This is a genomic window from Arthrobacter sp. 10T44, from assembly GCF_056393885.1.
In genome coordinates, this window is record NZ_JBFTGT010000013.1 from 20,984 (window position 1) to 41,925 (window position 20,942).

Genomic DNA, 20,942 nt, shown 5'->3' on the forward strand with positions numbered 1-20,942 from the left:
TCAATCCTTCTTGAGCGTGACGACGGGCAGGTAGGCGGTGCGGGTGGAGCCGTCGATTTGTTCGAAGTCCAGCGGCTCCCAGGCCTCGCGGTCGAAGCCCGCGCCCTGGTGCAGGGCGTGCGAGAGCAGGGCCCGGATGGAGTTGATGTGGCGTTCCCCCTCCGGCAGCTGCGCCCAGGCCTCGGCCAGCGTGGAGGCGCCGGCGGACGCGGCGCGGATCGCCTCGGGGCTGGCCTTGCCGGTCCGCGGCGAGCGCACCCGGTCCGAGTCGCTGAACGCGATCGGGTCGGCCAGCTTCGGCGGCGCGGCAAACTCGTCCGGGTCGAAGAGCTTGACCATGGCCAGGGATTCGAAGCCGGCGTTGAAGAGCACCGGGCCGCGGACCAGGCCGGGTCGTTCGCGCTCGTAGGGCAGCGATCGGATTGCCTGCTCGGCCTCCCGCAGCACTTTTCGGAGCCGGACGGACTGGCGGTAGTCGTCGCTCTGGACATAGGTATTGAGGCTTTCGCTGAGCTTGCCGTAAATCCGCTGGATCTGGCTGTGCTGGCTGCGCAGTTCGGCCACCAGGTTCTTCAGCGTCTCGCGCTCGTCCTGGCTGAGTTCGTCCGCGAACTGCCGGCTGAGCACCTCCCCGATCGCGGAACGGAAGCGAAGCTGCTGCTGCGGGTCCTCGAGGAAGGCGGTGAAGGACCGGAACGTCCTGCCCTCCGGGCTCTGCCGGAGCCGCTTGTCAGCCTCCAGCACCTGCGCCATGGTGGCGCCCTTGCTGAGGGATTCTTCGATGATCTGGTTCCGGAGCTCGCCCACCAGCTCCTCGATCCGGTCACGCATCTTCTTGTAGTCCGCCGGCAGGCTCGCGGCGAGGTCCAGGATGTTGCCGGCCGCTTCGACGGCCTCCTCGTCGTCGAGCAGTCCGTCGAACTCGCCGGAACTGATCTCCTCGATCAGTTGGCGGCGTTCGCCGATCTCCTCCTCCAACGATTCCAGCCGGGCGCTCTGGTCCGGGTTGGTCTCGTTGGCGAGCTTCTCGACGTCGCCCAGCAGCGTGCCGAGCCGGGAGCCGTTGAGCGTGGAGCGTTCACTGGACAGGCTGTCCAGGAAGGCAAGGACGCGGGCGGCGGGCTCGGTGACTTCGTACACGATCTGGCCCGACTGGTTCCGCCGGGTCAGGAAGTTCTTGCGGGTCCACTCGTCGCCAAAGCCTTTGCCGTTGGCGGATCCGCCCAGACCCGGCTCCTGGCGCCGGAGCTGCTCAAGGAAAGCGTCGACGTCGGCGTGGAACTGTTCCAGCGGCAGCTGCGGCCGGGTGCGGGTGAAGGATGCCTGCAACACGGCGATCACCCACGGCGCCGACCGGGTCAGCGCCCAGGCCGGCCCCTTCGTAAGGAGTTCGAGGTCCCGGAGCCGGGCGCTGATGGCGTCGGCGGAGGACACAGCGGAACGGGACACGCAATTCTCCAATCGCTGCCGAGGGTGGGGTCGGGCAGCGGATCTAAGAAAACTGCCAACTACAAGGTTAACGCAGGGCCTCCCAATCCCTGATCCCTGCTGAACCGCTCGCGCAGCGGGTCAGCAGGCGCGAGGACCGGGCTGCGGGTGAGGTTTCCGCGACCACTCCGTGACCTACGCCCGGGTAGCATTTCGATCCCGTATCAAGGCCTCACGACGCGCCTCAAGACTCTGGCTGGGTTCCCCTCCGGCACCCTACGCTCGGGCTACTGGTTCAGCCGGAGCGTCGGTGCAGGAGGAAGAATGCAGTTCGATTTAAGCGCAGTGGAAACGGCCACCATGGTGTTCGTCGGGACGCTGGTTTTCGCCCTCGTGATAGCCCTCTTCATCATGGCCGCGGCCTTCGCGGCCCTGATGCTGGTGGGTGCAGCCCGGCTGTCCTGGTTCGTGGCTGCCAGTGTGCTGCTCGGCCTGGTCCACGGCATCAACGCCGGCTGGGACCGGCTGCTGCACCACGCCGCCACGGTGGAGCTCCCGGGAGAATTCCCCGGCGAACTAATAGGGCAGTCCTCCCCTAGTACGGGCACCTACCCGCGGGTAGTATTGCGGGACAGCTGAAGGGTCCTCCACCCGCGGCGGATCCAGGGCTCGAGCCGGACAACCCGGTCAGAGGAGATGCCCAATGAGCTCCGCCGTCGACAACCCAGCCACCGAAGATCCGGCCACCGACAGCCCCGCCGCCGAAGTTCCGGTGGCCGCGCAAAAGATCGGTCCCGAGGCCACCGCGGCAGATGCCCGGGCCATCGCCGAAGCCGCCCGCGAAACCAGTTGGGACCGCCCCAGCTTCGCCAAGGGTCTCTACCTCGGCAGCTTCGACCTCAGTCTCATCCACCCCTGGCCGCAGGCGCCGGCGGACGACGTCGAACGCGGCGAAGCGTTCATGGAGCGGCTCACCACATTCTGCCGGACCATGTCCGGCCGAACTATCGAGCGCGACGCCAAGATCCCCGACGAATACCTCTCCGGGCTGGCGGCCCTGGGCGTCTTTGGCATGAAGATCCCCCGCGAATACGGCGGCCTGGGCCTTTCCCTCGTGTACTACGGCCGGGCGCTGGCCCTGCTGGGTTCGGTCCACCCCAGCCTCGGTGCCCTCCTGTCCGCGCACCAGTCGATCGGTGTCCCGGAACCGGTCAAGGTGTTCGGCACGCCGGAGCAAAAGCGCGAGTACCTGCCGCGTTGCGCTTCCGGCGCTGTGACGGCGTTCCTGCTCACCGAGCCCGACGTCGGCAGCGATCCGGCCCGGATGGGCAGCACCGCCGTCCCCTCCGAGGACGGCCGGTCGTACACGCTGGACGGCGTGAAGCTCTGGACCACCAACGGCGTGATCGCCGAACTCGTGGTGGTGATGGCGCTCGTCCCCGCGCACACCGACGCGGACGGAACCGCGCACAAGGGCGGCATCAGCGCCTTCGTGGTGGAAATGGACTCTCCCGGCATCACGGTGGAGAACCGCAACGCGTTTATGGGCCTGCGCGGCATCGAAAACGGCGTCACCCGCTTCCACCAGGTCCAGGTGCCGGCCGCCAACCGGCTGGGGCGTGTTGGACAGGGCTTGAAAATCGCCCTCACCACGCTCAACACCGGACGCCTCTCCATTCCCGCACTCTGTGTTGCCTCCGGCCGCTGGAGCCTGAAAATCGCCAGGGAATGGTCCAACGCCCGCACCCAGTGGGGCCGCCCGGTGGGCGAGCACGAGGCGGTGGGCAAGAAGATCGCCTTCATCGCCGCCAGCGCCTTCGCGCTGGACGCCGTGTTCGAGCTGTCCGCGGAGCTGGCCGACGCCGGGCAGAAGGACGTCCGGATCGAAGCCGCCCTCGCCAAGCTGTGGTCCACCGAAATCAGCTGCCGGATCGCCGACGAACTGGTGCAGATACGCGGCGGTCGAGGCTTCGAAACCGCCGATTCGCTGGAGGCGCGCGGCGAGCGCGCCGTACCGGCCGAACAGCAGCTGCGGGACCTGCGGATCAACCGGATCTTCGAGGGCTCCTCGGAAATCATGCGGCTCCTGATCGCACGTGAGGCCGTGGACGCCCATCTGGCCGCCGCGGGTGCGCTCGCCTCCGAGGACGCCAGTCTGTCCGAAAAGGCGAAGGCCGCGGTGGGCGCCTCCGGCTTCTACGCCCGCTGGCTGCCGAAGCTGGTGGCCGGTACCGGGATGGATCCGCGCTCCTACGGCGACTTCGGCCGGCTCGCCAGGCAGCTGCGCTTCGTGGAACGCGCGTCGCGGCGGCTGGCGCGGCAGACCTTCTACGGAATGGGCCGCTGGCAGGCAAAGCTGGAACACAAGCAGGCGTTCCTGGGCCGGATCGTGGACATCGGAGCGGAGCTGTTCGCGATGGCCGCCTGCTGCTCGCGGGCGGAGATGCTGCTCCGGACCTCCCCGGAACGAGGCGCCTCGGCCTACGAGCTCGCCGACGCCTATTGCGAGCAGGCGCGGGTCCGCGTCGAGGAGTATTTCGACCAACTCTGGCGCAACACCGACGACGGCGACCGCGCCCTTACGCGCCAGGTCCTCGCCGGGGACTTCGAATGGCTTGAGGCGGGCGTGCTGGACCAGTCGGAGGGGACCGGCCCCTGGATTGCGGATGCCAGCCCGCGCGCCTCGGTGAAGGAGAACCTGCACCGAAAGTACCGCTGACGTGGGGCGATGCCGGTGCGGCCACGCTCTGGCATGAATAGTAAGCATCCTTGCTATTGGCGCGGCTGCCGTGGTTAGGTGGAATCAAGACCTGATGACGGTCGAAGCATTGCAGTGCCCGGTTCAAATTATGGGTTCGGGTCAACCAATGAAAGCGAGCAGCCATCATGAGCAGCACAGCAGGCCCCGAAGACCGCCTTCCCCGCCGCGCACGCGAGGAAGACGCAATCGTTGACCGGGATCCCCGGATCCACGACGCCCGCCAGGACGGCGTGACTGCGGAACAGCCCGTCACGGCCGACCAGCAGGCGGAACGCCGCGCCGAGGACCGGGCGGAGGCACGGGCCGAGCGCGCGAACGACACCCGCGCCTTCCCCGCCGCTCCGCTCGCGGGCACCGCTACTACCGGCGCCGCCGCAGCGGGCACAGCCAGCCGCGACGACCGGGTGGTCCACGGGACCCGCGATGACCGCCTCGCAGACGACACCGTCGTTGAAGAGGTGCCCACCCGCGAAACCGTGGTGGCCCGCGAGAAGGAGCAGTTCGGCGGCGTCAAGATCGGCTCCGCGTTCTTCGGCTGGCTTGCCGCCACCGGCATGGCCGTGCTGCTCACCGCCCTGGTCGCCGCCGCCGGCACCGCTGTCGGCCTGGCCACCAACACCAACGTCAACGAGGCGGTCAACCAGGCCTCGCAGAACCAGAGTGTGGGAATCGCAGGCATCATCGCCCTGCTCGTGATCCTCTTTGTGTCCTACTACTGCGGCGGCTACGTGGCCGGCCGGATGGCCCGCTTCAACGGCGCCCGCCAGGGCCTGATGGTGTGGATCTGGGCACTGATCGCGGCCATCGTCGTCGCCATCCTTGCCATGACCGCCGGACAGCAGTTCAACGTCCTCGCAAACCTGAACAGCTTCCCGCGCATCCCGGTCAACGAGGGCGACCTCACCGCCACGAGCATGATCGCCGCGGTCGTCATTGCCGTGGTGGCCCTCATCGGCGCGATGCTCGGCGGCCTTGCCGGCATGCGCTTCCACCGCAAGGTGGACCGCGCAGGCTTCGCCCCGATAGAAACCGTCGAGGAGCGCTAGGCGAGAGTGACCGCGCCGACGTAGTACCAGCGTCGGTCCTCGCGCAGGAAACGGCTCGTTTCGTGCTGGACCCCGCGTTCGCCGTCGTGCCGGTAATACGCTTTGAACTCGACGGTCCCCTCGGTGTCCAGCGGGCCGCCGCGGCCCGTCGACACGATGTCCAGGCGCCGCCACCCCACGGCCGGATCCAGCTCCAGCTGGGCCGGCCGTGTGTCCGGATGCCAGGTCCGCAGCAGGTAGGCCGCATCAAGCACCACGAACGCGCTGTAGCGGGAACGCATCAGCTGCTCCGCGGTGGGGGCCTCCGCGTCGCCGCGGTGGAACCGGCCGCAGCAGTCGCCATACTGCTCGCCGGATAGGCACGGGCAGTTGCCCTGGTACGGGGCGTCGTGGGGCTCCGAACTGGCGGCCTGGGCGTGCGTCAAAGGGATCCTTCCGGCGGGCCGGGCGGGTCCGGCGTGGTCTGTTTCCGACTATAGACGCCCGGCCGGATTTGAGATTCCGACGGCGGCATTCGCAGCGGCGGGGACGCGGGAGTCCCCGTGCGGGTTGCCGAAGGTATCAGCTTGGACACATAGTGCCCGGTAAGGCCATTACCTGCGTGTCAGTTCGAAATTGTCCGTATGGTTAAGAAGGGCTGTTGCCCGGCGGAACGATTGCGGCACGGACCTCACTGCAGGCTGGATTGGAGAGGCGAAGTGGAAGACCCGACAACGATCGCCATGAACCTGACCTTCTTCGGCACCCTTGGTGTTGCCCTCGTCATGTTCTTCGGCCTCTTCCTTGCCCTCGTCATCACCTTGCTGCTTGCCGGAATCGGCCGGTTGCTGGCCATCGCCGTCGCGGCCCTCGCCAGCGGCCTGAAGTCAGCACGCGAACCGGCCGGCCATACGATCGCCGTCGAACCTAGTGCCGCCGCCGGCAAGGCCGCGAGGCCGGCTAAGCCAGCCAAACCGGCCCGCAAGGAGCCCCAGCTGTCCCCGGAGTGGGCCGCCGCCGTCGAGCGTGCCGATGCCCGTGCCAGGGCGCGGGCCAAGGCCGAAGCCGCTCCGGAAATCAAGGTCTCAGTCCGCGAGCTCCCGAGCCCCAAGGCCCCGGCGCGCGACATCAAGGAAGTGGGACCCCTGGTCGAGTCCGCGATGGACCGGAACAGCGTCCCGGCTGCCGCGCCACTGGCCCTAAAGAAGCCCCCGGTTCCGGCCACGAGCCCAATCCTGGACACCGGCTCGCTCGCCATGCTCAAACACCAGCCGGCCGAGCCGGGCCAGCGGCAAAGCCCGCGGCCGGCCCAGGGGCAGAACACAGAACGCAAGGCCAGCTGAACCCTTACCCCTGGCAGGCATCTGGGCTACGTTGGAACCCATGGAATTCAGATACCTCGGGCACAGCGGCTTCAAGATTTCGGAAATCACCTTCGGCAACTGGCTCACCCACGGCTCGCAAGTGGAGAACGACGTCTCGACCCAGTGCGTGCGGGCAGCGCTCGACGCCGGGATCAGCACCTTTGACACGGCGGATGTCTACGCCAACACCGCAGCCGAGACGGTTCTGGGTGCGGCGCTCAAGGACGAGCGCCGGGAGTCGCTGGAAATCTTCACGAAGGTATTCGGTCCCACCGGGCCCAAGGGCCATAACGATCTTGGACTTTCCCGCAAGCACATCATGGAATCCATCAACGGCTCGCTGTCCCGGCTGCAGACGGACTACGTGGACCTCTACCAGGCCCACCGCTATGACTACGAGACGCCGCTGGAAGAAACCATGCAGGCCTTCGCCGACATCGTGCGGCAGGGCAAGGCGCTGTACATCGGCGTCAGTGAGTGGACGGCCAACCAGATCCGCGACGGCCATGCCCTCGCCAAGGACCTTGGCTTCCAGCTGATCTCCAACCAGCCGCAGTACTCCATGCTGTGGCGGGTCATCGAGGCCGAGGTGGTCCCGACGTCGGAGGAGCTGGGCCTGTCCCAGATCGTCTGGTCCCCCATGGCCCAGGGCGTGCTCAGTGGCAAGTACCACCCCGGCAAACCCGCGCCCGAGGGCAGCCGCGCCACGGACGCCAAGGGCGGCGCCCGGATGATCGAGCGCTGGATGTCCGACGAGGTGCTGACCGGAGTGCAGCAGCTCAAGCCGATCGCGGAGGAGGCCGGGCTGACCATGGCACAGCTGAGCATCGCGTGGGTGCTGCAGAACAAGAATGTGGCATCCGCCATCATGGGCGCGTCCCGGCCGGAGCAGATCGCCGGAAACGTGGCCGCCGCCGGCGTGAAACTGGACCCGGCCATCATGGACAAGATCGACGCCGCCATCGGTTCCCTCGCCGAACGGGACCCGGCGCAGACCAAGTCGCCGGCCTCCCGCGAGGCCTAGCCCGTGCAGACTCTGCCGGATCTCGCTGTCACCGGTGCCACCGGCCACCTCGGCGGCCAGGTGGCCCGGCTGCTGGCCGCCGCGGGAAGCGCCCAGCGGCTGCTCGTGCGCGACCTCGGCCGGGCACCGGAACTGGACGGCGCCGTTCCCGTCCTCGCCAGCTACGCGGACGCCGCACAGGCACGAACCGCCCTGGCCGGGGTGAAGACCCTCTTCATGGTCTCCGCGGCGGAGGCCGAGGACAGGCTCCAGCAGCACTACACCTTCGTCGACGCGGCGGCTGAGGCCGGCGTGCAGCACATCGTGTACACCTCGTTCTTCGGCGCCGCCCCGGACTGCACCTTCACGCTGGGACGGGACCACTATGCCACCGAGGAGCGGATCAAGGCCTCCGGAATGGACTACACGATCCTGCGGGACAACTTCTACCTGGACTTCCTGCCGCTGCTGGCCGGCGCGGACGGTGTGATCCGCGGCCCCGCCGGGGACGGCGTGATGGCAGCCGTGGCCCGGGCGGACGTTGCCCGTTCCGCGCTGGCTGTGCTGCGGGACCCAGCGCTGCACGTGGGCCGGAGCTATGACCTGACCGGCCCGAAGGACCTTTCGCTGACCGCGGCCGCCGTCCTGCTGACCGCCGGCACCGGCCGCACCATCAGGTACCACAACGAGACCCTCGAAGAGGCGTACGCCTCCCGGGAACCCTATGGAGCGCCGCCCTGGCAAGTGGACGCCTGGGTCAGCACCTACACCGCCATCGCCGCCGGCGAGCTCGCGGGGCCGACGTCGGCCGTGCACGAACTGACCGGGCGGGAGCCGCTGGGACTGGCGGACTTCCTCGCCGAAGCGCACTCACTCTAGGCGGCAGGCCCTAGGCGGGCCGGCGCGCGGCCCGGTATTGACGCCTACCGGGCGGCGGCGTAGACCTGAAGGAACGCGAAGAGCACACAGAATCGCAGTCCCATGCCCAAACAACTGTCCAAGCACACTTCACCGGTCATGGCACGGCGCCGGCAAACGCAAAAGCTGGCGGCGCACCCCGGTGAGCCCAGCCATGGGCCGCTCACGGCCGAAGAGCTGCAGCTTGCAGTGCGGAACCACTCGATGCCGTTGGAGGCCCTCCGGAACGACGTGACACCGCCCGGGCTGCACTACCTGCTGGACCACTTCGACATCCCGGCCATCGACGCGGACAGCTGGCACCTGAGGATTGGCGGCGCGGTGCAGCGGTCGCTGGAACTGAACCTCCGGGCACTGCGCCGAGCACCGAGCATCAGCGTCCCGGTCACGCTGGAGTGCGCCGGCAACGGCCGGGCCCTGCTCAAACCGCGGCCGCTGAGCCAGCCCTGGATGATGGAGGGCGTCGGCACCGCCGTCTGGACCGGGGTGCCGCTGGCCTACCTGCTGACCCAGGCCGGCGTGGACGAGGACGCCGTCGAGGTCGCGTTCACCGGGGCCGACGCCGGGATCCAGGGCGGCGTGCGCCAGCAGTACGCGCGCAGCCTGCCGGTCAGCGAAGCGCTGCGGCCCGACGTCGTGCTGGCGTACCGGATGAACGGCGCCGAGCTGCCGCCGCAGCACGGCTACCCGCTGCGGCTCGTCGTCCCCGGCTGGTACGGCATGGCCAGCGTCAAGTGGCTGTCTGCTATCAAGGTGCTGACCAAGCCCTTCGACGGGTTCCAGCAGTCCGTCGCGTACCGCTACCAGCAGGACGCGGACGACGCCGGCACTCCGGTCAGGTGGATCAAGGTGCGTTCGCTCATGGTTCCGCCGGGCATCCCGGACTTCTTCACCCGGCAGCGGTTCCTGCCCGCGGGCCCGGTGATGCTGACCGGACGGGCCTGGTCCGGCCACGGCGCCGTCCAGCGGGTGGAGGTGGGAATCGACGGTAAATGGGCCCCCGCGCAGCTGGAACATCCCGCGGCGCCATTCGCCTGGTCCGCATGGTCGATGCCGTGGGTGGCGGATCCCGGACAGCACGAACTTTCCTGCCGCGCGACGGACTCCAGCGGCGCCACCCAGCCGCTCGAGCCGGTCTGGAACTACCAGGGCATGGGCAACAATGTGGTCCAGCGGGTCAAAGTCACGGTGGAATAGCCGCCGGACGAGTCCGCACCGATCCTGACGATCGGGACGGGAACCGCTAGTAGTCCACGATCGCGCCGCTAGAGATGTTGATGGTGGCATCGGTGATGGCGCCGGCCTTGTCCGAGGCGATGAAGCTCGCCACGTTGCCGACGTCCACCAGGGTGGCGGTGCGGTTCAGGTGCGCGGCCTTGGCGATCTCCACCACGATCTCCTCGCGCTCCTCCACCTGCCAGGGAATGGTCTCGATGATGCCGCCGGTGACCATGGTGACGACGCGCACCCCTGACTTCCCCAGTTCCAGGGCCCATTGCCGCCGCTGGCCCTCCATCGCATCCAAGGCCACCTTGAATCCGCCGAGGCCGGCGAGGGTCTGCGGGCCCGAGCCGCCGAACATCAGCACGACGCCAGACTTTTGCTTGATCATGTAGCTCGCTGCGGCCCTGGTGGTGAGGAAGTGGGTGCGGGTGGCCAGTGTGATGGGCTGGGCAAAGTCATTGACGTCGATTTCCATCAGGGGCTGCTGGATATCGCCGAAGGAAATGACGTTGAACGAGATGTCGATCCGTTTGGACTTTTTCGCCACGAAGTCCACAAAGGCGTCCACTTGCTCCTCGTCCAGGGCATCGACGACGGCGGTTTCCGCCGTTCCACCTTGCTCCCTGATGTCCCGCGCGACTTTCTCCAGCCTGGATTCCGTGCGGCCTGCGAGATACACCGTCGCGCCCTCGCCCGCAAAGGCCCGTGCCACCGCTCCGCCGATCGCACCGCCGGCGCCGTAGATCAGCGCGGTCTTGCCCTGCAGTAGGCCGCCAGCCGGCACTTGGTTAGTGAGCATCGTTCCCTGCCTCCCGCCGCGGAGTGGTGAATTCCCTCAACTATGTTCTCGCTGGGGTCAGGTGACAAGGGGTCAGGTGGCAACGGGACGAACGGCTCAGGACACGAGGGTTCCGCGCACGATGCTCACGCTGGAGTGCGCGGGATTGCCGTCGACCGGTTCGTCGGACACGTCCACGATCGGGTACTCGCTCAGGTTCAGGCCCGCCGGCACCGGGAAGGTGCCCGAATCAGAGGTCATGACCCCAAGGCTCACCAGCCGGGACAGGTCCGGCGCTATCAGCCAGACCTCCTGGTACCCGCGGGCCTCATTCTTGTTGACCTGAACTTCCAGGGTGCGCTGACCGTCCTTGGCCTCGACGACGCGGGCCGATCCGGTGGCCGAGTGCTGATCGACCGGGGCGAGCTCGGCGCGGGCCAACGGGGTCACCTGCGCCTGGTTCTGCTGTACGGACCAGAAGACTCCCGCCGCCAGAAGGACTGTGGCGGCGGCGGCCGCCAGCCACACCCCGGGGCGGCGCATCCAGCCCGCGCCCCCGCCGGGCTTCCGTTTCCGGGCGGCGCGCTCTTCCGTGGAGGGCAGCGGCGCCGGTGACGGTGACACCGGCGACTCCGACGACGCCGACGGTGACGGAGCCGTCGGCGCCGGCGAATCGGAAGCCGCGAGCGGGTTTGCGGCGACGGCGGGGGAAAGCCCCAGCGCGCTGTGAATTCCTGCCCACACCTGCGGTCCCGGCGCTTCGAGCGCGACGGCGTCCGGTCCCGGCTTGGCCGCGACCACGGCACGGCGGAGCCCCGCAAAGTCCGCTGCGCAGCCGGCGCAGGAGCGGAGGTGGTCCGCGGCGTCGTCCCCGAGCTCCTCGCCAAGTGCCAGCAGGCTCAGGGACTCCGGATCAAGATGTTGCACGGTCTACCTCCAATCGGCTTCTGAGCACGGACAGGCTGCGGCGGATGTGGCTCTTGACGGTACCAAGCGGCAGGTCCAGTTTCTGTGAGATCTGCGAGTGCGTCAGGTCGTCGTAAAAAGCGAGCTTGAGGATGGATCCTTGCGGTTCGCCCAGCCGCTCGAGTTCCCCATCCAGCAGCAGCCGGTCGGCGAGCAGCTCGGCCGCCGCGTGCCCGGCGGCCTGGCCCGGGTCCGGTGAGTGTTCGACGGCGGCCAGGACCTTCCGGGTTTCCCGCGTTGTAGCCGCCTGGGCGTCCGCAATGACATTCCGCGTGATGCCGACGATCCACGCCGGCAGCCGCGCCTTCGAGGGATCGAACGCGGACCGCGAGCGCCAGACCCGGATAAAGACTTCCTGGGTGGCATCGTCGGCCGCGGCGCTGTCGCGCAGCGAGCGCAAGGCCAGGGTGTGCACCAGGGGTGAGAATTGCCGGTACGCCTCTGCCAGCGCGGTTTCGTCTCCGGCAGCGAACGCCTCGTTCAGTCGCGCGTCCCAGGCGGAGGGGGACTCGAAAGGTGCCAAGCCCGGCTCCTTCCCCCTGCTGGCGGCGACAATGAGCGCTGCGTCCTGGATCACGCCGGCACCGCCGTGACAATCACATTGTCGCCGTAGTCCTGTTGTTCGTCCAGCCATCTGCCCCCGCAGGTCACGAGCTTCAGCTGCGGCGGCCCGTCGCGCCGAAACACGGAGGCGCCGTCGAACGCGTCCTTGGCCATCAGCTCCACCCGGATCACCCGGTAGGCCAGGGGCGCGGCACCGTGCCGCTGGACCGTGACGATGGAGCCGGCCGGCAACGACTTGAGCTGGGAGAACGGCGCCGACTCGGAGGTGGTATCGACGTGCGCCGCCACCACGGCAGTGCCGGCGGCGGCCCCGGGAGCAGGCCCGAAGCGGTACCAGCCGGCCTGGTTGAAGGGCTCCGGGATCTCCATGGCCCCGTCGGGGCTGACCCCCACCTCCACAATGGGCATGTTGATGGTGGTTCCAGCGACAGTCAGGAAGCGCGGGGCGGGGTCCTTGGCCGGGCTGGCCACCGGGGCCGCCGGCCGGACCGGGATGGGTGACTTCGGGACCGCTGACTTTGGGGCGGGAGCCGGCGCGACCTGCACAGTCCGCGTGGGCTGGGTTTGCGGCGGTATTTCGACGCCGGGTTGGCCGGCGCCGGGGGCTGCAGTCCCCAGGCCGGCTGTCTCCGAAGGCAGCGGAGCGGAGCTCAACCGGGGGGCGGCGCAACCGGCGATCAGCAGCGCCACCGTGGCGGCGGATGCCGCGATCCGCGCGGCGGAGCGCTGGGCGGACCTTTGCGGAACATCGGCGTGGAGACGCCAGGTGGCCTTCGCCGTCTTGCGCAGCATGTTCTTCCTCCTCCCGTAGTGAGCCCAAGGGCCGGCCGCCCGGGGTGTCCGGGCGGCCGGCGTGGGCGTTCGCGTCCTAGCGGGTGCGGCGGAACGCCGGCTGCCTGCGGGCCACAGCAACACCGCCGACAAGCAGCAGCATCACTGCGGCACCGATGCCTACAGTCGCGGCTGTCTGACCGAAGGGTGCGGTGCCGGCGTCGGCGGCGCCGGAGCGTCCGCCCGGAACGCCGCCGGGAGCGGAGTGCAGCCCCTCGATCTTCTGTACGGCCAGTTTCAGGTTCTTGTCCGCGAGGCTGCCCCATGCGTAGACCACGGTGTGGGTGCCTTCGGCGACAGTCACGTTGGCCGGGCCGATCACCGGAGCCGTGGTGCCGGCGGCGGCGACGGCAACGGACAGGGTCCCGGGGTCAAGGGTGAGCGTCTTCTCCTTGGGATTGGCCAGGTTTGAGATGACGGGGGCGCCGCCTGCAAGGATGTCCACGGCCGGCGCCGCCGCCGTATGGCGGACAGTGAGCTTGCCCTTGCCGGGACCGATTTGCGAAACGTCGTTGGTGAAGAAGTTGGCCGTCGGTTTGCCCGCAGCGTCGAGGTTAGCAACGGCCGTGTAGTTGCCGCTGGCGGCGAGGTTGACCTTCACGGGACCGATTACGGGGGCAGAGGCGTCCTTGGCATTTGCGGCGGTGATGGCAAGTTCATAGGCCCCGGCAGGAAGGGCCAGCGGACCGGCCAGGGTCCCCGGGGCGAAGTCATCCAAGGTGCGTTCGCCGTTGACCCATACGTCAACGGTCAACCCCGGCACTCCGTGGAGGACGGAAAGCTGGGCGTCGGGCTCGGCTGCCTGGGCGGGGCCGGCAAGGGTGAGTGCTGCCGCGATTGCCACGGCGCCTGCACTGAAAAGGCTGGTACGCATTTACATCTCCTTCAACGGCCCGGGGAGCGGGCGATTATTTGCTTACACCCCTACTACCGGCGCGTGGGGCCGTTTGGATGCAGATGCATGTAGAAATGTTTTGCAGGAGGATTGTGCATGCCCAGCGGACGTAGTCCAGCAGCCGGGTTCCTCGGTGAGGTGCCCGGCTGCCGCAGGAGACGATCTGGGGTGGCCTAGGGACGCGGAGGGACCTCCGGGCCGCCTCTCCCCTCGTGAACTTCCGGAGGAACAGACGCGGACGGGCCGCCGATCCCATAGAAGCCCGGCGGCCCGGGTTGCTCGGGCGTTCCGGCCTGGGCCGCAGTCTGGCCCGGGCCGGGTGCCGGCTGGCCGTACGCGGGGGCTGGCGGAGGGCCGGCGGTCGGCACCGGCTGGAGGTCGCCCGGGTCGGTGGGCCCCATGTCCAGATGGAACGGCGGGTATTCGTCCCGCATGAGGGCCACGTAGGTGATGACGCGGTAGATCCAGCGGTTCAGGCCCATCAGCAGGTCGAACAGCCCGCGCCAGTACTGGCCGGTGAACAACAGGATGACGCCCGCGATGAGCACCAGCAGCCCGATCAGCGAGATGCCGGCGTTCTGCTGGACCCACTGCCCGTCGTCCCAGTAACCCTCGCGGCTGCCCCAGACCCTCGTGGTGCCGGTAAGGACCCCCACGATGAGCAGATGTGGGATGGCCAGCAGCCATGACTTCACCAGCACCAAGCCGTGGGACAGTTTCTCCGGGTAGTCGACGTCGAAGTCCGCCGGATAGCCGGTGCGCGCCAGCGTGAATGGCGGGTACTGGTCCGTGCCGATCGCCGCGTAGGAGTAGAACGCCACCCGCCAGCTCCAGCGGATCACGCCCACGTTGAAGTTGAACAGCGAGCGCGGATAGCGGCCGGTGAAAAGGATCGCGAAGCCGGCCACGATTGTGGTGACGACGAAGGCGAACCAAAGGAAGAACAGCACGATGTAGTGCGGGATGGCCAGGAACCACTTGACCAGCCACAGCCAGCGGGACAGTTGCGGGTCCAGATAGCCACTGAGCCGGGCCGGATAGACATAACCCCCGGGAGGGGCGCCGGACGGCAGCGGTCCCGCCGGATACGGGGCACCTGCGTAGGGAGCGCCGGCGTAGGAAGCACCTGTGTAAGGAGCCGGGGCGTGTGGAGCGCCGGCGTAAGGAGCCCCAGGCTGCTGCCCGGGACCCTGCGGCGGCCTGCCGCGTCCCAGCCCGGCTGCGCCGGCCACAATCAGCGGGACACCCACGGCCAGCAACACAATGCCGCCGATCAGTAGCCCGAGGAAGATTGGCCAGAGGAGGTCCGAGCGGGCACCGCCGCGGAGGTCGACAGAAACCGGGCTGCTCGCGTCGGCGTTCATGATCACGACCGCCCAGTTCCCGGAGCGCAGGTCCCACTTGAGTTCCTGGCTGCCGGCCCCGGTGGCGGACGCCGTCCAAAATTTCTGATCCGCAGGCCGGGCCGGAGGCTTGGTTCCGGACACATCACGGTACTCGGCCCGGAAAGGCGAGAAGCGGACCTCGGTCAGCTCGGAATGTTTGACGCCGCTCAAATAGGCGGCCACATCTGCCTGCGGAGCAATGCCGATGAAGATCTGCTGCGCCGAGTCCGCAGCGGAGCCGCGCAGCATCACGCTGCCGGCCGCCGCGGCCGGGTCGACTCCGGCGGGTCCGGCGTCGGTCATGACATTCAGCCGCGGCGAGGTCAACGCGTAAGAGTCCACCGTGTAGCGCTCGGACGGGGTGGTGAAATAGCCGCCGTCGCGCTGCTGGTAATTGGCCCAACCGGTGAAGCCGGCCCCGGCGAGAAGTCCCAGTCCCAGCAGCGCCGCAAGCGTGCCGAGCACCAGCATGACAATCCGGCCCGGTTTCATGGCCGTTCCAACGCCTCCAGCAGTGACTTGCCCCATCGTGCGGCCTTCTCGATTTCGCCGGGCCGCAACGGCCCCTCGCTGCCCTGGACGTAAAAGGGCATAGGCTCGGAAATGATGTCGGCGCCGTTGTCCCGGAGCGCGTGCGCCATCTTCTTCGCCGCGTCGCCGTGGACGAACATCCGGACACGGGTGTCGAACGCTGCCGCTTTGACCCCGTTAAGATGGCCGTCCCCAAGCGTCGAGAGCAACTCCGTGATCTTCGGCGTCGGACGCCAGCCGTTGATGGGGCTTCCAAGCACGAGCAGGTCCCCCGCAGCCAGGTCGTCGGGGGAAAACTCGTTGACCGGCACGGGTGTGGCGTGGAGTTCGCCGAGCGAGCCGGCAACGGCTTCCGCCACGGATTTGGTGTTGCCGAACGCCGAATCGTAGACAACGTGGGCTTTCATGCGGTGATCACCACTTTCAGGGCCTTCGTTTCCGCGGCTCTGGCGAAGGTGTCGTAGGCGTCCATGAACTGGTCGAAACTGAAGTGGTGGGTGGCGAACTTGTCTGCCGGCACCTTGTCCTGGGCTACCAGCTTGAGCAACATCGGGGTGGTGATGGCATTGACCAGACCCATGCTGATGTTGATGTTCCGGATCCAGAGGTCCTCCACGTGAAGTTCCACGGATTTTCCGTGCACTCCCACGTTGGCCACGTTGCCGCCCGGACGGACAATGTCGGTGCACATGCTGAAGGTTGCCGGGATACCGACAGCCTCGATCGCCACGTCCACGCCCTGCCCGTCGGTGAGCACCATGACCTGGTCCTTCCAGTCGGCGTCCCCGGAAAGCACGACGTCAGTGGCGCCAAACTCGCGTGATTTTTCCAGCCGGTTCGCGTCGAGGTCGATGGCGATGATGGTGGCGGCGCCATAGAGGCCCGCGGTGGCGATTGCTGCAAGCCCGACCGGGCCGGCACCCACCACGGCCACGGTGTCGCCGGGCTTGACCCGGCCGTACTGCACCCCGATCTCAAACCCGGTGGGCAGGATGTCGGACAGCATCACTGCCTGCTCGTCGCTCACACCCTCCGGCAGTAGATGGAGCGAGTTTTCGGCGTAGGGGACGCGGACGTATTCGGCCTGTGTGCCGTCAATCAGGTGTCCAAAGATCCAGCCGATCCCGGACTGCCCTTCCTCGCCCATGCAGTGCGAGTAGAGCCCGGTCTTGCAGTTGGCGCAGTGCCCGCAGGACTTGATGCAGGAAATAATGACGCGGTCCCCCACCTTCAGTCCGGTCACGGAGGACCCGGTCTCGGTGATGGTTCCTACGCCCTCGTGGCCGAGGATCCGGCCCTTGGTTACGGCGGGCACGTCGCCCTTGAGGATGTGGAGATCCGTGCCGCAGATGGTGGTGGTATCCACCTTGACGATCACGTCGCTGGGATTCTGGATCTTCGGATCCGGGACGTCCGTCCAGGACTTCTGGCCGGGGCCGCCGTACACGAGGGCTTTCATGCGAGCTCCTTGGTTCTGAGGATGACGTGCGGATCGACGATCCGCAGGCGGCAGGGGGTGACAGACGAGTCAATGCCGGAAGAAACGATGGACTGGCGGGCGTGCTCGCGGAGTTCCTCGAAAGCTGCCGCGGTGACCCGGGCGTGCGCCAGGTCCACGATGATCTCGTAGCCTGCGAGTCTGGAAGTCACTCGGCGGCACACCACGTAGAGAGCCCGGATGTTGGCGGTCGTGACGACGCCGCGCACCTCGACGCGCGCGGACTCCTCCGCGGGGTCGATCCGGATGACCACCTTAATCCGCGGATCGCCGTGGGAGGGGTGTGCGTGGAAAGACCGGGCGCGGCTGGCTTGGTTCAAGTGTCGCAGCGGGCTCATGCGTTCTCAGAGCTCCCCCGCTGCGCAGCCGTGGTGGCGGTCGTCGTGTGCGCATCGGCTGCGACAGAATATTGACTAGACATGTTGGATGGTCTCCTGCCTTTCCTGCCCAAGCTGGAAAGTGCAAATGCCATTTCCTCACCCCAGGGTCCTAGCGAGACCGAAAATGCTTGCAGGCGGTTCATCCCCCATGGCCGTGCAGGAACCGCCCCAATTCCAGAATGACCTCCGTGCTGTTCGCGGGCAAGGGGGCGAAAGTCCCTTGCACGCGCCGGGGCTCGGGCGACTGGGAGGCGTGTGTTGGCAGTGACCAGTGGTGCGCGAATTGTTGCCACCCCCAGGTGGCCCTAGCCTGTTCCTATGCCGAAAAAAGCCGTTTCCGCCGCTCAGCCGGGTCTTGCCCTCACCTCGGTCCGGCAGCCGGGGGAAATGACGCTGTGTGACATTTTCATTACGGACGGCATTGTTGCTCGGATTGTGCCCGCGGGCTCGCGGGGTCCGTCGTCGGAGGCTTCGGCGGGCGGTCTCGACGTAGTGGACCTGGACGGGCGCTTCGTGATGCCGGGGCTGTGGGACGAGCATGTCCACATGACCCAGTGGGCCCTGGCCGCGGGCCGGATCGATCTTTCCGGCGCAGGCTCCGCTCGGGAAGCGGCCGCCGTCGTGCAATCCCAGCTGAATGAAAAGCGTTCCGGGGCGGCCGAAGGTAGAGGCTCCGGCGGCGCCGCGGCCGGCGGCCGGACGCTCGTCGGCGTCGGATTCCGCGACGCTGTCTGGGCGGACATGCCCAGTCTTGAACTGCTCGACGGCGCAACCGCCGGCGTCCCCACGGCGCTGATCAGCCACGATCTGCACTGCGTGTGGCTCAACACCGCGGCCGCCGGGCGCTACGGCGTGGCCGTGGGTGCGGACGGGCTGCTCCGCGAGGATCCGGCCTTTGAACTCACCAGGGAGTTGGGCCGACTGCCCGACGCCGCGGTCGACGCCATGGTCCGCGACGCCGGGAAGGCAGCCGCTGCGCGGGGCATCGTGGGGATTGTCGACTTCGAGATGGTCTGGAACCGGGATACGTGGCTGCGGCGGATCGCGGCGGGGTTCGATTCCTTCCGCGTTGATGCGGGGGTCTATCCGCAGGATCTGGACCGAGCCGTCGGCGCGGGGATGCGGACCGGCCAGCAGGTTCCGGAGGGCGGCGGACTCCTTCAGGTGGGTCCGCTGAAGGTCTTGATCGACGGCTCACTGAACACGCGCACGGCGTACTGCGTGGACCCCTACCCGCACGGCGGCCGCGGCCTGCTCACGGTCAGCGAGCCGGAGTTGCTGGAGCTGCTGGTGCGGGCCCGCGACACCGGGTTCGTCCCCGCGGTACACGCGATCGGCGACGGCGCCAACGAGGTGGCTTTGAACGCCTTCGAGGCGGCCGGAGTACGGGGCCGGATTGAGCATGCCCAGTTTGTCCGGCAGCAAGACTTCGCACGGTTCGGCGAACTGGGCCTGACCGCCAGCGTGCAGCCCGCCCACGCCCTCGATGACCGCGACGCGGCCGACTCCAACTGGGCCGGCCGGACGGAGCGGGCGTTCCCGCTGCGCTCCCTGCTCGACGCCGGGGCCACGCTGGCACTTGGCTCCGACGCTCCGGTCGCGGCGCTGGAACCCTGGACGGCCATGTCTGCCGCCACCACCCGGACCCGGCAGGACGGCCGCGGTCCGTGGCACCCGGAGCAGGCGCTGACCCGGCAGGAGGCGCTGGCTGCGTCGTCGCGCGGACGGCGCCGGATCAGCGTCGGCGACCCGGCCGACGTCGTCGTGCTCGACGCCGACCCGCTGGCCGCCTCCGACGCCGAGTTTGCCGCGATGCCGGTGGCCGCGACGCTGGTGGCGGGGCGGTTCACGCACCGCGGCGGGTTTTAGCTGGGCGCGCGGCGCAACCGGCTAGGCGCCCTTGACGCGGGCCTGGACCAGGTTGGCATAAGGCAGCCTGCCGTGGTCCGCAATGAACGCGGCGTGGTAGCCGGCTTCGGCCGCGGCGAGCTGGTCCACGGGTAGCTCCTTCCACGCGATGATCAGCTTGTTGGCGGCGGCGAGCTGCCAGATCAGCCGCCCGTCCCAGTGGCCCGGCGGCTTGCCCTTGCCGAAGTCCACGAACTCCTGGATCTGCCGGCGCAGCCCCCGGTTGCCTTTGCTGCCCGGTCCGGCCTTGCCCACGTAGAGAACGTCGGCACCGTCGACCCATTCGACGTCGAGCGCCTCGGGCTTCAGGGTTGGATCCTTTTTCTTGAAGATGCCAGCCGTGCTCTTGGCGAGGAACTGAGGCCGGGCGCTACCCGGCCCGGGGCTCTCGGGCAGCAGCACGGCGAAGATGCCGGGTTTCTGGGGGATCCGGTTGATGTCCAACTCCGTTAGCGCCCGGAACCCGGTGAAGCCGTCCTGCTTCAGTGACTGTCTGTTGATCGGCATGGGTTCCTTGGCTTGGGCTTTTAGGCGTGGCGGTGCTCTTGGTGCCTACGGAGGCGGCGGTTTCTCGGCCGCCTTAATTGTCACAGGTGCCTGATTGACTGGATTCCATGGACGGCAAGCAAGGGCCCGACGTGGCTCCGACGGACAGCGTAACGGTCGCGGACCTTGCGCGGATCCTGGCCGGAATCCCCGCCCCGGCCAGCGCAGCGGCCCTCATCGACGAAACGCGCGAGCTGGAGGACCTGAAGTCAGCCCTGGCCGCCCGGCAGGCCCGGGACGCCGTCGCCTTCGACCTGTCCCAGCGCCGCGAACAATCCCTGGCCGGCGTTCCCGCCGACCAGCTCGGCACCGGCGTCGGCGCGCAGCTCGCCCTCGCCCGCCACGAACCCCCCGGCCAAAGGCGGGAGACTCCTGGGCCTCGCCAAAGCCCTCGTCACCGAAATGCCGCACACCCTCACCGCCCTGGAAACCGGCCAGCTCAACGAATGGCGCGCCACCCTCCTGGCCCGCGAAACCGCCGGCCTCTCCCCAGCCGACCGGGCCGCCGTCGACGAAGAACTCGCCCCCGACGCCGGGACCTTCACCGGCGCGGGCGACCGCGCCATCATCGCCGCGGCCCGCGCCGCGGCGTACCGGCGGGACCCGCGCTCCATCACCGGGCGCGCCGGCCGCGCCGAAACCGAACGCCACGTCAGCCTCCGCCCGGCACCGGACACCATGTGCTACTCACTGCCCTGCTGCCCGTCGCGGAGGGCGTGGCCGTGCACGCCGCCCTCACCCGGCACGCAGACGCTGCCCGCGCCGCCGGGGATCCCCGTTCCCGGGGCCAGCTGATGGCCGACGCCCTGGTCGAACGCACCACCGGCAAAGCCGGCGGGATCAGCGGCATCGACATCCAGCTCATCATGACCGACCGCACCCTCTTCCAGGCCGACAGCGAACCCGCCCGCCTCCCCGGCTACGGCATCGTCCCCGC

At 68.4% G+C, this 20,942-nt stretch carries 20 protein-coding genes and 1 pseudogene; 9 read left to right on the forward strand and 12 right to left on the reverse strand.

Annotated elements, in window-relative coordinates; all coding sequences use genetic code 11:
• The gene (locus AC1DBL_RS16385) at positions 1-1,449 is read right to left on the reverse strand and encodes a DUF3375 family protein (RefSeq protein WP_175324001.1); all 1,449 of its coding nucleotides are present in this window, start codon (positions 1,447-1,449) and stop codon (positions 1-3) included.
• 303 nt (positions 1,450-1,752) lie between these two features.
• On the opposite strand from AC1DBL_RS16385, the gene AC1DBL_RS16390 reads away from it, so the two are divergent.
• The 3 genes from AC1DBL_RS16390 (at position 1,753) to AC1DBL_RS16400 (ending at position 5,235) form a co-directional block, all read left to right on the forward strand.
• Positions 1,753-2,067 carry a hypothetical protein gene (locus AC1DBL_RS16390; RefSeq protein WP_441419286.1) on the forward strand — a complete coding sequence of 105 codons (315 nt, stop codon included), beginning with the start codon at positions 1,753-1,755 and terminating at the stop codon, positions 2,065-2,067.
• A gap of 64 nt (positions 2,068-2,131) precedes the next feature.
• Positions 2,132-4,147 (forward strand): acyl-CoA dehydrogenase family protein, encoded by a 2,016-nt coding sequence (locus AC1DBL_RS16395; protein ID WP_441419285.1) that lies wholly within the window; start codon positions 2,132-2,134, stop codon positions 4,145-4,147.
• A gap of 167 nt (positions 4,148-4,314) precedes the next feature.
• Positions 4,315-5,235: a YrzE family protein gene (locus tag AC1DBL_RS16400; protein WP_476926489.1), complete on the forward strand. Its 921-nt coding sequence runs from the start codon at positions 4,315-4,317 to the stop codon at positions 5,233-5,235.
• Here AC1DBL_RS16400 and AC1DBL_RS16405 read toward each other — a convergent pair.
• Complete coding sequence (locus tag AC1DBL_RS16405) at positions 5,232-5,660, reverse strand: YchJ family protein (protein ID WP_441419283.1); 429 nt, start codon at positions 5,658-5,660, stop codon at positions 5,232-5,234. The genes AC1DBL_RS16400 and AC1DBL_RS16405 overlap by 4 nt on opposite strands.
• A gap of 273 nt (positions 5,661-5,933) precedes the next feature.
• Here AC1DBL_RS16405 and AC1DBL_RS16410 point away from each other — a divergent pair, with 273 nt between their 5' ends.
• The 4 genes from AC1DBL_RS16410 to AC1DBL_RS16425 all read left to right on the forward strand — a co-directional run bounded on the left by AC1DBL_RS16410 (position 5,934) and on the right by AC1DBL_RS16425 (position 9,696).
• The gene (locus AC1DBL_RS16410) at positions 5,934-6,557 is read left to right on the forward strand and encodes a hypothetical protein (RefSeq protein WP_476926490.1); all 624 of its coding nucleotides are present in this window, start codon (positions 5,934-5,936) and stop codon (positions 6,555-6,557) included.
• A gap of 40 nt (positions 6,558-6,597) precedes the next feature.
• Complete coding sequence (locus AC1DBL_RS16415) at positions 6,598-7,602, forward strand: aldo/keto reductase family protein (RefSeq protein ID WP_476926491.1); 1,005 nt, start codon at positions 6,598-6,600, stop codon at positions 7,600-7,602.
• Between the two features lie 3 nt (positions 7,603-7,605).
• Positions 7,606-8,460 (forward strand): SDR family oxidoreductase, encoded by an 855-nt coding sequence (locus tag AC1DBL_RS16420; RefSeq protein WP_476893421.1) that lies wholly within the window; start codon positions 7,606-7,608, stop codon positions 8,458-8,460.
• 138 nt (positions 8,461-8,598) lie between these two features.
• On the forward strand, positions 8,599-9,696 hold the full coding sequence (locus tag AC1DBL_RS16425) for a sulfite oxidase (protein ID WP_476926498.1): 1,098 nt from the start codon (positions 8,599-8,601) through the stop codon (positions 9,694-9,696).
• Between the two features lie 46 nt (positions 9,697-9,742).
• Here the strand turns inward: AC1DBL_RS16425 and AC1DBL_RS16430 are convergent, their stop codons facing one another.
• From AC1DBL_RS16430 to AC1DBL_RS16470, 9 genes are all read right to left on the reverse strand, one after another.
• Positions 9,743-10,522, reverse strand: coding sequence for an SDR family NAD(P)-dependent oxidoreductase (locus AC1DBL_RS16430; RefSeq protein ID WP_441419279.1), 780 nt, complete (start codon positions 10,520-10,522; stop codon positions 9,743-9,745).
• A 96-nt stretch (positions 10,523-10,618) separates the two neighbouring features.
• Positions 10,619-11,428: an anti-sigma factor domain-containing protein gene (locus tag AC1DBL_RS16435; RefSeq protein WP_476926492.1), complete on the reverse strand. Its 810-nt coding sequence runs from the start codon at positions 11,426-11,428 to the stop codon at positions 10,619-10,621.
• Positions 11,415-11,990: an RNA polymerase sigma factor gene (locus tag AC1DBL_RS16440; protein WP_441419277.1), complete on the reverse strand. Its 576-nt coding sequence runs from the start codon at positions 11,988-11,990 to the stop codon at positions 11,415-11,417. Before AC1DBL_RS16440 ends, AC1DBL_RS16435 begins: the two co-directional genes overlap by 14 nt.
• 50 nt (positions 11,991-12,040) lie before the next feature.
• Positions 12,041-12,823 carry a class F sortase gene (locus AC1DBL_RS16445; RefSeq protein WP_476926493.1) on the reverse strand — a complete coding sequence of 261 codons (783 nt, stop codon included), beginning with the start codon at positions 12,821-12,823 and terminating at the stop codon, positions 12,041-12,043.
• A 76-nt stretch (positions 12,824-12,899) separates the two neighbouring features.
• Entirely contained in the window at positions 12,900-13,736 is an 837-nt protein-coding gene (locus AC1DBL_RS16450) for a DUF4397 domain-containing protein (RefSeq protein ID WP_476926494.1), read from the reverse strand.
• A gap of 194 nt (positions 13,737-13,930) precedes the next feature.
• Positions 13,931-15,634 carry a DUF4389 domain-containing protein gene (locus AC1DBL_RS16455; RefSeq protein WP_476926495.1) on the reverse strand — a complete coding sequence of 568 codons (1,704 nt, stop codon included), beginning with the start codon at positions 15,632-15,634 and terminating at the stop codon, positions 13,931-13,933.
• Positions 15,631-16,080 carry a flavodoxin family protein gene (locus AC1DBL_RS16460; RefSeq protein WP_441419273.1) on the reverse strand — a complete coding sequence of 150 codons (450 nt, stop codon included), beginning with the start codon at positions 16,078-16,080 and terminating at the stop codon, positions 15,631-15,633. The genes AC1DBL_RS16455 and AC1DBL_RS16460 overlap by 4 nt, the downstream gene beginning before the upstream one ends.
• Positions 16,077-17,132, reverse strand: coding sequence for a zinc-dependent alcohol dehydrogenase family protein (locus AC1DBL_RS16465; protein ID WP_476926496.1), 1,056 nt, complete (start codon positions 17,130-17,132; stop codon positions 16,077-16,079). The genes AC1DBL_RS16460 and AC1DBL_RS16465 overlap by 4 nt, the downstream gene beginning before the upstream one ends.
• The gene (locus AC1DBL_RS16470) at positions 17,129-17,509 is read right to left on the reverse strand and encodes a DEAD/DEAH box helicase family protein (protein ID WP_441419271.1); all 381 of its coding nucleotides are present in this window, start codon (positions 17,507-17,509) and stop codon (positions 17,129-17,131) included. The genes AC1DBL_RS16465 and AC1DBL_RS16470 overlap by 4 nt, the downstream gene beginning before the upstream one ends.
• Positions 17,510-17,869: 360 nt before the next feature.
• On the opposite strand from AC1DBL_RS16470, the gene AC1DBL_RS16475 reads away from it, so the two are divergent.
• Complete coding sequence (locus tag AC1DBL_RS16475; RefSeq protein WP_476926497.1) at positions 17,870-19,420, forward strand: amidohydrolase; 1,551 nt, start codon at positions 17,870-17,872, stop codon at positions 19,418-19,420.
• Between the two features lie 21 nt (positions 19,421-19,441).
• Here the strand turns inward: AC1DBL_RS16475 and AC1DBL_RS16480 are convergent, their stop codons facing one another.
• Positions 19,442-19,966, reverse strand: a complete 525-nt coding sequence (locus AC1DBL_RS16480) for a hypothetical protein (RefSeq protein WP_476917615.1) — start codon at positions 19,964-19,966, stop codon at positions 19,442-19,444.
• A gap of 107 nt (positions 19,967-20,073) precedes the next feature.
• Between AC1DBL_RS16480 and AC1DBL_RS16485 the strand changes: the two are divergent.
• Positions 20,074-20,942: pseudogene (locus AC1DBL_RS16485) on the forward strand (13E12 repeat family protein); the annotation flags it as partial.